Annotated in this window: 13 protein-coding genes; 5 read left to right on the plus strand and 8 right to left on the minus strand. The window is 35.2% G+C overall.

Annotated features, from left to right (window positions below; genetic code table 11):
- Positions 1 to 9 precede the first annotated feature (9 nt).
- The 3 genes from BALOs_RS01430 (at position 10) to BALOs_RS01440 (ending at position 4,104) form a co-directional block, all read left to right on the plus strand.
- Positions 10 to 1,908 (plus strand): AgmX/PglI C-terminal domain-containing protein, encoded by a 1,899-nt coding sequence (locus BALOs_RS01430; RefSeq protein WP_120404098.1) that lies wholly within the window; start codon positions 10 to 12, stop codon positions 1,906 to 1,908.
- A gap of 158 nt (positions 1,909 to 2,066) precedes the next feature.
- Entirely contained in the window at positions 2,067 to 2,819 is a 753-nt protein-coding gene (locus BALOs_RS01435) for an outer membrane lipoprotein-sorting protein (protein WP_115362189.1), read from the plus strand.
- A gap of 1 nt (position 2,820) precedes the next feature.
- The gene (locus BALOs_RS01440; RefSeq protein WP_120404099.1) at positions 2,821 to 4,104 is read left to right on the plus strand and encodes a hypothetical protein; all 1,284 of its coding nucleotides are present in this window, start codon (positions 2,821 to 2,823) and stop codon (positions 4,102 to 4,104) included.
- A gap of 57 nt (positions 4,105 to 4,161) precedes the next feature.
- On the opposite strand, the gene BALOs_RS01445 is transcribed toward BALOs_RS01440, so the two are convergent.
- The 5 genes from BALOs_RS01445 to trxA all read right to left on the minus strand — a co-directional run bounded on the left by BALOs_RS01445 (position 4,162) and on the right by trxA (position 7,077).
- Complete coding sequence (locus BALOs_RS01445; RefSeq protein ID WP_115362184.1) at positions 4,162 to 4,671, minus strand: biopolymer transporter ExbD; 510 nt, start codon at positions 4,669 to 4,671, stop codon at positions 4,162 to 4,164.
- 15 nt (positions 4,672 to 4,686) lie between these two features.
- Positions 4,687 to 5,214, minus strand: a complete 528-nt coding sequence (locus tag BALOs_RS01450; protein ID WP_115362182.1) for a biopolymer transporter ExbD — start codon at positions 5,212 to 5,214, stop codon at positions 4,687 to 4,689.
- Positions 5,215 to 5,228: 14 nt separating this feature from the next.
- Complete coding sequence (locus BALOs_RS01455) at positions 5,229 to 5,882, minus strand: MotA/TolQ/ExbB proton channel family protein (protein WP_115362180.1); 654 nt, start codon at positions 5,880 to 5,882, stop codon at positions 5,229 to 5,231.
- A 210-nt stretch (positions 5,883 to 6,092) separates the two neighbouring features.
- Complete coding sequence (gene gmhA, locus BALOs_RS01460) at positions 6,093 to 6,674, minus strand: D-sedoheptulose 7-phosphate isomerase (RefSeq protein ID WP_115362178.1); 582 nt, start codon at positions 6,672 to 6,674, stop codon at positions 6,093 to 6,095.
- 64 nt (positions 6,675 to 6,738) lie between these two features.
- A complete protein-coding gene (gene trxA, locus BALOs_RS01465) occupies positions 6,739 to 7,077 on the minus strand; it encodes a thioredoxin (protein WP_330220808.1) in 339 nt (112 codons plus the stop codon).
- 183 nt (positions 7,078 to 7,260) lie between these two features.
- On the opposite strand from trxA, the gene BALOs_RS01470 reads away from it, so the two are divergent.
- Positions 7,261 to 7,758 carry an RDD family protein gene (locus tag BALOs_RS01470; RefSeq protein ID WP_115362174.1) on the plus strand — a complete coding sequence of 166 codons (498 nt, stop codon included), beginning with the start codon at positions 7,261 to 7,263 and terminating at the stop codon, positions 7,756 to 7,758.
- On the opposite strand, the gene BALOs_RS01475 is transcribed toward BALOs_RS01470, so the two are convergent.
- Entirely contained in the window at positions 7,755 to 8,222 is a 468-nt protein-coding gene (locus BALOs_RS01475; RefSeq protein WP_120404100.1) for a GAF domain-containing protein, read from the minus strand. The genes BALOs_RS01470 and BALOs_RS01475 overlap by 4 nt on opposite strands.
- A 72-nt stretch (positions 8,223 to 8,294) precedes the next feature.
- Here BALOs_RS01475 and polA point away from each other — a divergent pair, with 72 nt between their 5' ends.
- The gene (gene polA / locus BALOs_RS01480) at positions 8,295 to 10,961 is read left to right on the plus strand and encodes a DNA polymerase I (RefSeq protein WP_120404101.1); all 2,667 of its coding nucleotides are present in this window, start codon (positions 8,295 to 8,297) and stop codon (positions 10,959 to 10,961) included.
- 2 nt (positions 10,962 to 10,963) lie between these two features.
- Here polA and BALOs_RS01485 read toward each other — a convergent pair whose 3' ends face one another.
- Both BALOs_RS01485 and BALOs_RS01490 read right to left on the minus strand, forming a co-directional pair.
- Positions 10,964 to 11,455, minus strand: a complete 492-nt coding sequence (locus BALOs_RS01485; RefSeq protein WP_115362168.1) for a hypothetical protein — start codon at positions 11,453 to 11,455, stop codon at positions 10,964 to 10,966.
- Positions 11,437 to 14,079, minus strand: a complete 2,643-nt coding sequence (locus BALOs_RS01490; RefSeq protein WP_120404102.1) for a hypothetical protein — start codon at positions 14,077 to 14,079, stop codon at positions 11,437 to 11,439. The genes BALOs_RS01485 and BALOs_RS01490 overlap by 19 nt, the downstream gene beginning before the upstream one ends.
- Positions 14,080 to 14,128 lie beyond the last annotated feature (49 nt).

Here is a 14,128-nt window from a genome sequence, read left to right on the forward strand (position 1 = left end):
GGAGACCTCGTGGATCAAGGAAGATCATTTTATTTAAAAGGTAAAAAGGATATACGTCTACCTCGTAAGAATAGAATTATCCTAGGGGCAAGTGACTCTTGTGATGTAAGAATGAGAGGGGCAGGAATAGATGATATTCATTGTCTTATTGAATTCGCACAAGATAAGACATCAATATATAGTATGTCGACAAAGAATCCCGTCAAAATAAATAATGAAGAAGTCGTAACGTGTGAACTTAGAGGGGGAGAGACTATTACAATTGGTAATTACTCTTTTACCTTTGGTGAAAGTAGTGAACTACCTCCTCAGCAATTAATACATCCACAAGAAGTTGTTAGAAACTTACCGAAACAACCTAAGTTTAACGATGAGGTCATTCAAAAGAATCAAAAGGATAGTGATTACCAAGTTAATTATCCTTTAAGTATGGATGATAATGTTAAGTTCTCTGAGTATATTTTTGAAGAACCAGATGAGATTTATCCAATCTTTAAATACAGTGTCGATAAAGAAGCTGCTGAAGTAATCATTCTTTTTAATGGAAAGATTGTTGGACTCGATTATATTCCACATAAAGACGGAAAGTATAATCTCGTTGGAATGAACCCACGTGGCAATGATATTGAATTTCCATATTTAGGAAAAAAAGATAAAGTTGAGCTATTAGATATAAAGAAAAATGATGTTGCTGTTGGAAGAATTCCTGGATTTGAACATCGTACATTTTTAAATAATAAAAATGCTAAAAATTCATTACGTCGTGATGATATTCATATTTTTGAAAAAGATAATTTAAAAGTATTTATCAGAGGTACTGAAGCACCTCCAATTGTAAAATCGGCACCAATCTTTAGAAGAGATAAGGAATTAAGAAAGTACCTGATTTTTTGTGTGCTAGTATTCGCTGTTTTTATGGGGGGAATGCTTAACTTCCAAGTCGATAAAGAGATTGAGAAAGAGAAAGTTCCTGAAAGAATTGCAAAAATCTTATATAAGCCAAAACAGCTTAGAGTGACTAAAAAGAAAAATGTCATTAAGAAGGAAACACCAAAGAAAGTACAAAAGAAGGCACCAGTTAAGCAAGAGGTTTCAAATACTCCTAAAGAGCAGAAGCCTTCAAAGAGTAGGGGGGACCGAACTGCTAAGGCTTCAAATTCTACTCCAAAAAAAGCTGCTCCTAAGAAGGGACCAACAAATGATAAAAAGGTTGTGAGAAAGTCCAATAAAAAAGCAGGTAAACCCTCTCGAACAACTAAGAAGGCCTCTAAAGTTAAGAAGCTTTCTAATAACAGAAAGAGTAGAGGAAAAGTCGATGTATATAAGTCACCGTCTTTCACATCTTCAATGAACTCTTTGATGGCAAAGGGCGGATCACTAAGTTCTTTTGCTGATGCTGGTACGACTGAAAGTTTTAAAGATGATAGCAATGCTCTTTCAACGGGTGAGTCAGCCCAAGTTCAAAAGGCTGATGTTAAAGCAGAGGTTGGCTCGCTAAGTAGTAAGACTCGTGGAAAACTTTCTTCTTCGTTTGGTACAGATGGACTAGTTCATAAAAAGAAAGTTTATATTGCTGGTGTCCCTTACCGTGAAGTTATTCTTGGATCAATGGATCGTAATGATATTATGAGAATTCTAATGGAGAACGTTCCTCAATTCCGTTACTGCTACCAAAAGGAATTAGATGTTCAGCAAAAGGCCATTTCAGGTGTTCTTGCTATGGACTTTGTCATTGGTGCATCAGGGAATGTTACAAGAGCTAAGGTGACGAAAGCTGATAAGGCCGTGCCACGCAGTGTTAAAAACTGTGTTGCAAATCACCTTAAAACAATTCAATTTCCAAGACCAAAAGGTGGAGCTGAGGTTGCTGTTCACGTACCTCTTAACCTAAATCCAAGCTCTTACTAAGTATATTCAATCAATATATGATGCCCCTTGTTGTAAATAAGGGGCATATTTTCAGCTATTTAATGAATCCATTACTATTATCAATACTAAATATTCAATCATTGTGATGTGAATGATAGTATCTTGTGGAAACAGACCAACGATAATGAGGTAGGATAATGAAATTTGTTAAATTTTTCTTAATAATGTTTTCTCTTGCAGTTCTTGCAGATGAGAAAGGTCTTGAGATTGCAAAGAAGATGGATGCGGCCAATAAAGGTTATATCGGTGACACATCGACAATGGAGCTTATTTTAGTTGATACAAGTGGCGTTGAGATTGTTAGAGAAATGCTTGGTACATCTGGTGAATTTGAAGGCGTTGATAAAAGTCTTATGGAGTTTAGAAAGCCATTAGATGTAAAAGGGACAAAGCTTTTAACTTGGACATGGAAGAGTTCTGATAAGGATGATGACCAGTGGTTATACTTACCTTCTCTAAGAAGAGTAAAGAAAATCAACTCTCGATCTAAAGGGAGCTCATTTATGGGGTCTGAGTTTTCATTCGAAGATATCGGTGGTCAAACAATCGAAAAATATAATTATAAGTTCTTAAGTGAAGATAAGAATACTTGGACTCTAGAGCGTAAAGCAAAGGGAAAGAGTTCTTATCTAAGAGTTATTCTACATGTATCAAAGAAGTATTTAGCGCCAGTAAAAACTGAGTACTACAACAAAAGAAATGAACACATTAAGACTTCGACAATGAGTGAGTTTAAATCTTACACAGTTGGAAAAAGAAAGATGTGGCGAGCTAACCAAATTGATATGGTTAATTTAAATAATAAGAAGAAATCAATATTTAAATGGAAAAATAGAGTTATTGGTAAGAAAGTAAATGAGAACGATCTTACTAAGAGGAAGTTGAAGTAAATTGAAGAATATATTTTTTACAGTAATTATTGGGGCCCTCTCTCTAGTATCTGAAACTGCATATGCAGATGGCAGGGGAGAGATATCGTTAAATTATCGTTACTATACTCAAAAGAAGTATACTGATGTTTTATTGGGAAATGAGAAACAGCCTACTGATTTGAAGTTTGTTAAGTTAAGTCTTGAGGAACGTGATGATTGGAAAGGGTGGGAATACAATCTCTCTCTAGTTGCTCGTGCCGATGAAAAATATCAAGAAAATAGTTATGTGGACTTTAATGAGTTAAATATCGGACGCAGCCTTGGTAATTGGCAATTCTCTGCTGGTTATCACATGTTCATGTGGTCTCGCTTAGAGGCATATCATGTTGTTGATGTTCTTAACTCGCGCATAAATGATGGAAATATTGAGCGATTTGAAAAGCTTGGTGAGAAGTCCATTGTTGCCAGTCATTATACAAGTATCGGTACGATGAAGTTCATCTATATGCCATATTTTACGGAAGGCTTTTATCCTGATCCATTAATGAGAATTTTTGATGGGCTAGAGCCGGTAAGGCAGAATGTCGTTTCAGGAAATGAAGTTAAAAGTAGTGACGAAGAAGATCAGTATAATCAATTCGCAGTCTATTACGCTCATCAGTTTGGAGATCTCGATCTGACAGTATTTGCCATGGATCATATTGATCGAACGAGACCAATATTTGGCGCTAGACCATCAACACCGACAACGCTTGAAGCATTCTATGTTGATGTTTTAGATATTGGAGCGGCCGCAACATTTTTTTGGGGCGAGCAAACTTTTAAATTCGAATACCTCTACTCTGATTTTAATGCAGATGATTCAGTTGCTATTCTCGATTATACAGGTGGAACGAGAGAAGTTTTTGATTATCAATTAGCTTCTATAGGTCATGAATATACTCATAACTACGCAAATAATTGGAGTTCTAGTTTTTACACTGAATATCAATATGTTCTAGGGGTTGGAAAAGAGAAGAGAAGCCAGGCCCAGATTTTTCAAAATGATCTCTTCATCGGTCATCGTTTTGCTTTAAATGATGCTTATTCAAATGAGTTTACACTTGGGCTGTATATTGACCTTGAAAGAAACGGTGAAGCTTTGTATTACTTAAGCTATGAGAGACGCCTGAATAATGCATGGAAAGCCAAGGTTAACTTTAGGGGAGTTACAATTGGAGATGATGCAGAAAGTGATCGTCGTGGTCTCTATATCCTAGATGGAGATGATGAATTAGGTGTTACCCTAACTCGTTTCTTTTAGATTTATCAAAATAGTATTAATGAAAATAAAAAGGCTCCTTACGGAGCCTTTTTTATTCTATTCTTGTCCAAGGACAACGAATTTATACTTTTGAAAACCTGCCTCAGCAGCAGTATGCATGAGTTTTTTGATATAGTTGTACTTCAAAGACTTATCAATTACGAGATTAACTATACCTGAGAAATTCTTTGCATTAGGTGTCGTCTTTGCAATATCATCAATTTCTTTCTTTTTGGCCACTAACTCGTTGTAGAGAGGAAGAATTAATCTTCCGCCTTGAGAGTAGAGACGTCCCTTGTAAGTTTCAGTGTTGTGAACTTCTTTGTCATCAACCCAAATGACCTTAGGTGAAACTTGTACAACAACCCCTTGCTCGTTAATTGATTTCGAAACAGAGTGAGGAATTGTAATATCTTTTGGAATATTTAAAATTACACCAGTTGTATCGTAACTTCTAATTAGGAATACAAGTAAGATAACAAGGATATCAAGAAGGGAAGTGATATCAATATCAAGTGGTTCCTTCTTTCTTCTTATTCCTCTATTTCTTATCGAACGTTTTCTCATACTTTACCTATTGTCTTAAGACTGAGTGTCACCAAAGATAATATTATTAAATAACTCAGTGACTTTTGTGTCTTCGCCATTTCTCTTCGTCCAGATCTCTGGATCTGTTTTCTTTAGATCGCGTACTGCATCCATAATCTTAATGAGTTCTTCATAAGTAATATTTGCATTAGGGATAAAGATGACTTCTTTTTCATCAACATAGCTTTTCTTTAATTCGATGAGCTTTTGACGAAGTTTGAAAAGATCATATTCTCCGCTAGCCGTTTTACCTGCGCTGAAGATTCGTCTTTCATTAGGTCCAGAGTGGAGGCTAATATTGCTTTGATTGATCTTTAAAGTAAGATCAAGTCTCTTCTTATCTGTTTTTGGAGGTTGGCTGTTTGAGATAATTGGAACATCAGAGCCAATCTCATAGATTCTAACAAAGTTAGCAGACATAAGAAGGAAGAAGATAAAGATGAAGACCGAATCTAAAATTGGAATTAGATTCAGCCTCTCAACTTTCTTATTCTTATATTTTCGACTCGGTTTTCTATACATAATTAATTTCTTTCTTACTGCTTACTTTCTTCTGTGCTTAGGATATCCATTAGCTTTACAGAATATTCATCGATTTCATTAATGATCTTTTCAGACTTTGAACTTAGGAAAGAGTGAATGATCATAATTGTGATGGCAACAAGTAGACCTAGGAAAGTCGTATTCATCGCTTGTGAGATCCCTTTAGCAAGTAGTTCTGCTTTTTGTGTAGGATCAGCTGCAGCAACAGCTGCGAATGAAGCGATTAGACCTTGAATTGTTCCCAGTAGTCCAAATAGAGTTGAGATATTTGCAATTAACTGAAGATAGTTAAGTCTAAGTTCAACCTTAGGGATAACTTCAAGTGCAGTAGCATCAATTGCATTTTGAATTTGTTCTGGTTTTGCTGACGCTCTTTCAAGTCCACTTCTTAGAACTTTTGGTAGGGCCGCGTTAGATCCAGAGCAAACACGTGAAGCACCTTCAACATCATTTGCCATGATGTAGCGACGAAGTTCATTCATAAAAGAAGCTCCATCAACATCAAATTTAAAACTTAATTTAAAGAATCTCTCTAATCCAATTGCCAGACCTACGGCCCAGATGAATAGAATGATCCACATGAAAAGTCCGCCGTTTTGAAAAAAAGCAGCGATTGTGTTTACGGATGATACAGCAGTGCCTTCCATTATATAGCTCCTTAAAATTGTGTACTAACTTAAGATTATTTTAACTCATAATCGCGTCAAATACTTGATTTTAAAGACTTGGAAGTTTGTGCCGGTTCTTTAGTCGTTTTCTGGGACATCGTGCGTTCAAAAGTTGCCACAAGGCAAGTTTTGACGAGCAGATGGATGTGACAAAAGTAAAGCTAGCCGAAGGCGCGGCTTTACGATCCTTTAGTAATTTTCTGGGAAGACTTGCCTTTCAATACCTTCGATAAACGTATGAATAATTTTAATGTGCATTTCTTGAATTCGATCAGAAAGATCAGCTTCAATCACAAGAGGGAAGTCCACAAGGTCTTTCATCTTTCCGCCACCTTTTCCAAGTAGCCCAACAACTTTCATTCCCTTTGCGTGAGCAGATTTAACTGCTTCAAGACAATTTGGAGAATTTCCAGAAGTTGAAATTGCAAGAAGAACATCGCCCTTGTGTCCATGTGCTTCAACATATTTTGAAAAGATATACTCAAATCCGTAATCGTTTGCAACACAAGTAATGTGTGAAGGATCTGCTACCGCCATTGCTGGCATCGCGGGACGATCTTTACGAAAACGCCCAGTCAGCTCTTCTGCAAAGTGCATGGCATCGCACATTGAACCACCATTTCCACAGCTTATTACTCGGCCATTATTTTTAATAGCTGAAACCATTTCATCAATTGCATCTTGCATAACTTTGAAATTATCTTCGTTAGCAATAAACTTTGTTAATGTTTCTTGAGCGTGATTAAAAGCGTGAGAAATAAAATCATTCATTATTAGATACCTTTTCGATCCTTGATAAAGATAAAAGAAAAGCCTCTTTGATAGAGGCTTTATATTACATTAATTCTTCTAAAGACTTTTTAATTTCTTCTTTCGTCTGAACACCAACAAGTGTCTTTGTTGCTTGTCCATCTTTGAAGAAAATCATTGTTGGGATCCCACGGATTCCATATTGTTGAGCAAGCTCACCATTATCATCAACGTTAACTTTAACGATGCTTGCACCTTCACCAATTTCTGATGCAACTTCGTCTAGAACTGGCCCTAGAGTTTTACAAGGTCCACACCATTCTGCCCAAAAATCAACTAGAACTGGCTTTGCGTTCTTTAATACATCAGATTCAAAATTTGCTACGTCAGTTTTACCAACAGTACTCATATAATTATCCTCCAGAGCTTTTTTGCTCTTCTTTCTTTCAGTCTACATTTATAACTTAAAATATTATTTTTGGCTATTAGTGATCATCTATTGGTCTATAGAGAAGTTAAAGTATTTCTTTACTTAATATTCCTTATTTGAACGTGGTGCAAAAAATGCCTTGTTTTCTAATAAAATTCATAGGATAAGATATTTATTATGGATAGAAAGTACTTATTGAAGTCGGCCATAAAGGTTGCACGTTTTTCAAGGATATTAGCAAAGGCAATAGACCTATTTATTGTTCTTGTGTTATCGCTATTTCTCTATCCAATCGGTATTCTTTTTTCCATTGTTTATTTAACTTTTGCAGATGCGATCCAAAATGGTCAATCGGTAGGAAAGAAGTTTATTGGCTTTCGCGTTATCTCTCTTGTTGATGGAACACCTTGTTCATTGAAGCAGAGCTTTGTTCGTAATCTGCCTTTTATTATTCCACTTATTTTTGCCATTATTCCAGTTCTTGGTTGGTTTATGGCCGTGATAATTGGTATTCCAATGGTCGGAATTGAATTATATCTTTTATATAAACTAGATTCAGGTCACAGATTAGGTGATGTTATGGCCGATACTACAGTTATGGCCAATGATGACACGATGCTCGCTATTAAAAAGAGACAGGCGAATTGGTTTGAAGATCAAGGAACTCCAACCTAATTAAATACTCTGTTAATTATCTCTTCGAGGTTTTCTTTATCTATATCATTGAAACTTGCTTTCACATCACTATCAATATCTAACACTGAGATTAGCTTTCCATTTTCTAAAACAGGCACGACAATTTCAGACTGGCTCTTAGGATCACAAGTGATGTGATTTTCAATTGCATAAACATCTTCAACAATTTGTGTTTCTAAAGATTGAGCAGCTGTTCCGCACACTCCTTTACCATATGGAATGCGTAAGCAGCCAAGAGTCCCTTGGTAAGGGCCAACAACGAGTTCAGATTCTTTTGAGTTATCAACATTATAGAACCCACACCAATAAAAGTGTGGAAAAGCCTGCTTTAATACACAAGAGATTGTGGCCATTTTTGCAATTGTATTCGATTCACCTTCGCAAATCGCAAAGATATCTCTTTTTACATTATTATACAGCTCTTGTTTTTGTGCATTGTCCATAACTTGGTCCTATATTAATCATTAACAGATTCAACATAATTGGCTAGATTTATAGCATAAATTGGAGATTATATGTCAAAGAAAAGATTAATCGTCGTCGACGTCAGTAACTTTATATTCCGTGCGTTTTTCGCAATCCGTCCAATGACGGCACCAAATGGTACACCTGTTAATGCAACGTATGGTGTTCTTTCAATGCTTCTTAAAATTATGGCCAATTATAGGCCGACTCATATGCTCTTAGCTCGAGATACATCGGGAGGATCATTTCGTAATGAAATGTATGAAGAGTACAAGGCAAATCGCTCAGAACCACCAGAGGATTTAGTTCCTCAGTTTTCTCTTATTAAAGAGTTAATTGATAAAATGGGACTTCTAAATGTTGCAGATGAAAATTATGAAGCTGATGATATTATCGGCTCATCTGTGACTCAGTGGAAGGATGACTTTGATGAAATTCTTATAGCCTCAGGTGATAAGGATTTAATGCAATTTGTAGGTGGCAATATTAAGATGCTGGATACGATGAAAGATGTTACCTACGATGAAAAAGGCGTCTTTGAAAAGATGGGTGTTCGCCCTGACCAAATTGTAGATTACTTATCAATGGTTGGAGATACATCAGATAATATCCCTGGTATGCGTGGGATCGGAGCAAAGGGAGCGGCAAAGCTTCTGGCAGAACACGATACATTAGATAAGTGCTTTGAGATTTCAGATACGTTTAAAGGTAAAAAATTAACAACTGCTTTTACTGAATATGTTGATGATGCAAAATTATCACGTGATTTAATTAAGATTGTTACAGATATTGATTTAAAATGTAAGTCAGAAGATTCCGAATTAAAGTTCTATCCTACAGATGAGTTACTTGCATTCTTAAAAGAGCTTGGAATGAATTCCATGATTAAAAGAATGGAGGATCTAAAATATCAACTTTCTATTGCTGATGGTGAAGATGAAGAAGGCGAAGTCGCATCTCCTTTCGAACATCTAATTGTTGGAAAAGATATTAAAGAAGATGAGTTTAAAAAATTAATTAAAGAGAGCAAGAAACTTGCAGTGCAGACTGAGTTTGATAGTTCTGATATTCATGCTCGTAATCTAGTGGCCTTAAACCTCTCATTTGATGATAACAAGTCGTACTTTCTCGAAGTTGACCAAAAGAATGAAAAAGAATACTTAGAGTTAATCTATAGTGATGAATCAAAAGAAGTTTATAGTGAACATTCAAAGAGGGATTATTCGCATTTATTCAGGCATAAGGTTTCATTTAAGGCAAAGAATTTTGATATAGTTCAGGCCCATTATAATGTAAGTCCAAGTATGAGGCATAATATTGAAGCTATTTGCACTAATGTAAATGTTAATGTCACAACGCTTGATAAGAAGAATCCATATATAACTTCTCTTGAAACAATTGAAGAAAGATCTACTTATAGTGGCCTTCGCTCAATTGCTATATTTAGACTAGCAAATCTTTTAAAAGAAGAGCTAAAAGAAAAAGAGCTTGTTTCTGTTTATGAAGATATTGATAATAAACTAATTCCTATTCTTGCAGAGATGGAGTTTGAGGGAGTGTGTCTAAATAAAGAATTCCTTTATGATATGGCGAAAGACTTAGAGGAGAAGCTTTCAGTTATTCAAAAGAAAGTTGATTCATTCTCTGTAAATGACACGATTAATTTAAATTCTCCAAAACAAGTAGGAGAGTTTCTATTTAACGAATTATCATTTCCTGTTGTAAAGAAAACAAAAACTGGCTACTCAACAGACTCTTCGGTTTTAGAAGAGCTTGCAGCGAAGAATATAAATGAAGTACCAGGCTTGATTTTACAATATCGTGAACTAGGTAAGATCTTATCAACATACGTTAAGGCTCTTCCTGAAATCGTTAATGAGAAGACTGGAAAGGTGCATACAAGTTTTAATCAGCATGTTGCTCAAACGGGAAGATTATCTAGTGTGAATCCGAATCTTCAAAATATCCCTATTCGTTCAGAAACAGGAAGACTTGTAAGAAAGGCATTTATCGCAACACCTGGAAATATGCTACTAGCTGCCGACTATTCTCAAGTTGAACTAAGAATTCTTGCTCATTACAGTGAAGACCCAACAATGATAAAGGCATTTAATGAGGACAAAGATATTCACGCACAAACAGCAAGTGAAATTAATGATATTGCTTTAGAAGATGTAACTTCGGATGAAAGATCGAAGGCCAAGGCCGTAAACTTCGGTCTAATGTATGGACAATCATCTTTTGGATTGGCCTCAGCACTTAAGATTTCAAGAAAAGATGCTAAGGCCTATATTGAAAAATACTTTGAAAGATTTTCTAAAATTAAGGGCTTCTTAGATGGGCTTAAGGAAGATGCAGAAAAGACAGGTTATTCGATTACAATGTATGGTAGAAAGCGTTTTTTACCAGACATTCACTCTAATAATCGTACGGTAAAAGCAAATGCTGAAAGAATGGCGATTAACTCACCAATTCAAGGTACTGCTGCTGACATCATTAAGTGTGCAATGATTAATATCCATGAAGAAATTCAAAAGCGTGGATTAAAATCGAAAATGCTTCTTCAAGTACACGATGAGCTTATATTTGATGTTCCTGAAAACGAATTAAATGAAATGAAGACATTAGTAAAAGAGGGAATGGAAAACGTTGTTAAGCTTAAAGTACCATTAAAAGTTGAGCCTTCTCTTGGTGTTAACTGGTACGACTTAAAATAACTCTAAAATAATAAAGCTGAGTAAACTTCCTCTCCGCAGTAAATTAATTGTGGGGAGGAAAATATATTTCCATAGCCTCTTTCAAAGAAAATAATAGCATCGTATTCATTTGGACATAAGTTTTGAAATAGGAGCTTTTTGATTTCTTTAGATCTACTTGATACAACATCGTATGGAGTATCATATTGGATAGTTATGTATTCCTCTTCAAATAAATAATTAATAAATTCATCTGTGCTTATAAGTTCACCACGATGTAGATACGTTGTGATGTCATTGAAGATGAAAGTTGCATTAATAGAGTCAGAAAAACATTCATCGCATATTGATTCGAAAATGATACCTCGACTCGAACCATCAAGACACCCTGGATCCCTACATTCAAGATGTATTTCTTTTTCAAAATTTTCTGTCCAAACAATATCAAGCTTTATTGCAAAAGCATTTGAGATTGTAAGAAGCATGAATAGAAGTATTAATGCTTTCTTTTGCATTTTGAAAATAACCTTGTGAAATGTTTATCAATCATGACGGTGAGTTCATTGTTACATTCTTGAACCTTAAACTTATATCCGTTTATAATCTTTTTAGATGCTAGGATTGTTAATTCATTTTTTTGTATGAGTTCGACAGCTGCGAGTTCTTCTTTGTCTTTAAGACAATTTCGACCATTTAAAAGAGTTGAACGGCAGCTTTTTGGAATCTCGCCATAGCGTTGGTATGTCGTTTTTAATTTGTTCAGGTCAAGTTCCCATCTTCTTGGAATATTATCAAAATCAGTGAGTCCCTGATAGAGACTGTATAGGGCCCGAGCGATATAGAAAAATGGACCAAGTTTAGAGTTGAAGTAAGTTAATGTATTTGAAATTCCTTCAAAGTTAATTCTACATGCAGCACATGCTGCGACACCATCTGTTTGTTTATCACTAATATCGGAACCACTGTTGGCGATAATATCACCACCTTGGCGGTCAACACATGCACCCACTGATATTCCTCGAAAGTGATATAGATTTGTAGGGCTTTTATTACTTCCTGTAATTGATACTGCACATGGTACACCAATTAGAGGACCAAATTCAGTAATCAATTCTACATTAACCTTAGATTTTTCATATTCTTTATTAAATTCAATTTGTCCATCTTCGATCATTTTATTAAATGAAGTAACGTAACCAGGAGTTAGACTTACACGTGTGTAAAGTACACCTGGAGTAAACCAGCTCATGAGTCCTTGGCCAATATCGGATACAAATCGAGTCATAACTTGTTTTGTTTTAAAGTAGGGGTCGTAGACTTTACAAGCAACCCTTTCAGCATAGGGATTGAAGAGGTCTGAAGATGGCTGTGAGAATTTTGATTTCCAAAATAAGTCACCATAGTAAGTAGCACGAGATGTTTCAATGATACTGATGATTGATTTTCTTAAACAGTGACTAATTGATCGACAAATAATGTCACCATTTTTATAGATGATGAAGTCTTGTGAAAGAGCGTCACTTTCATAATGCTTGTCTGGAAAGGTTTCAAATGACTGATCAGCACGAGTTTTGTCAATATACCATTGATGAAAACCTTCATATTCTATTTCAAAATTTTCATCCCAAATCTCTTTTTGCTTAAGACCTTTACAATATGATCTCGTCTCATCCATTAGTTCTTTGTAGTAATCAATGATTTTATTGTAGGGAGAGTCTGTAAAGAGAATGTCGAGATTATCAATTAACTCAGTTCCTTTAAGTCCTTCAATATGCTTTTTCGTAAAACTGAATATATCATCAGATATAACAGATGCCTCTGCACAAAGATAGTAGAGGTCATTTTTAATAATATTTTCATCAAGATTTCGAAAGTAAAAATCTAATTGATCTCCAACTTCTTTTGGATCGAGCCTTTTTCTTACTAGGGTATAAAATGTTAAGGCGTCAATTAGCTTGTTTTTCACATAATTCTTAGTCTGTGTTTGGTTTTTGAATATCTGTTGAATCCAAGCATCTGCATCATCGTAAGAGCCAAGGTCTAAGATATCTTTATTAACATTAGCAAATGGATCTTTTAATAAATCATTTTGAACGCCTTCAGAAATAGGGGATAGAATATCGAGTTCAAGTGCTTCTTTTTCAAAGTTTCTACGAGAAAACTCTCGGAATGAATTCTCTGCAAGCCTCTTATTATTACAAGTAGGCATGATATCACTACGACATCCATTAGGAGAAAATAGAATATAATCTTGAGTGTTTGAATTACGAATTATATTTTCATATTTTGTGTTTTCGACTTTTAGATTCTTCATTGCCCATGCAAAGTAGAGTTTCATCGAATTCCAGTAATCAAAGCCAACTTTTTTATCCCAATAACGCTCTTTTATATTTTTAATATCAAATTGATAACCAGCTACTTGTAAGTTCTCAAGTGTATCAATTCCATCCATGCGACATTCGTCTACTGTTTCATCTATGTCGCTAAGTTGTTTTGCAATCCTATTCAGGTCTTGGATACTTGGCTTTTGTCCAAAGAGATTTGCCTGTAATGGGCCAAATTTTTTTACTTTTAAACATTTGTACGTATTACTATCTTTAATGTACTTAGAGTTGAAGTAGTTACTATCCTCAAAACTGTCATAAAGACGATGCTTTAATCGATGGGAAGAAGTCCAAATATTTTCAATATAATAATTAAGTTGCGGACATTGTAACTTTCCATAACATTCTTTAAGCATTGTTCGGTACTTAACAGGAATATTATTTTCACTATCAAGATGTGGGAGGAGTGGAAGCTGGCCGGAAAGTAATTTCTCATGAATCTCTTGTGTTAGTCTCGTTGTTTTATTTCGAAAGTCTCGTATAAGTTCTTTGGTAATTGTTGCTCTATCTTGCCCTGTTCTATTGGCAAGACGATATGCCGCCTTTGCTGCAATCGTATTGTTTAGAAAAATAAACATGGATCGTGTTGGCTTTTTGGAATCAATGGCACATGAAGCACGATTTCTTAACTGAACCTTACTTAACTCCACATCAAGATCATTAAGATCTAAGTTTTTCCACACATTCCACTTCGTACCAGCAAGAGTACTTAGTGAGACCCAAAATATAAAAGCAATAAAAAAACCTCTCTTCATAGAGAGGTTTTATAATTTTGAGTTTTTCTTAACAATTAAAGAAAAAGTT

It is taken from the genome of Halobacteriovorax sp. BALOs_7 (assembly GCF_003612895.1).
Lineage (GTDB): Bacteria > Bdellovibrionota > Bacteriovoracia > Bacteriovoracales > Bacteriovoracaceae > Halobacteriovorax_A > Halobacteriovorax_A vibrionivorans.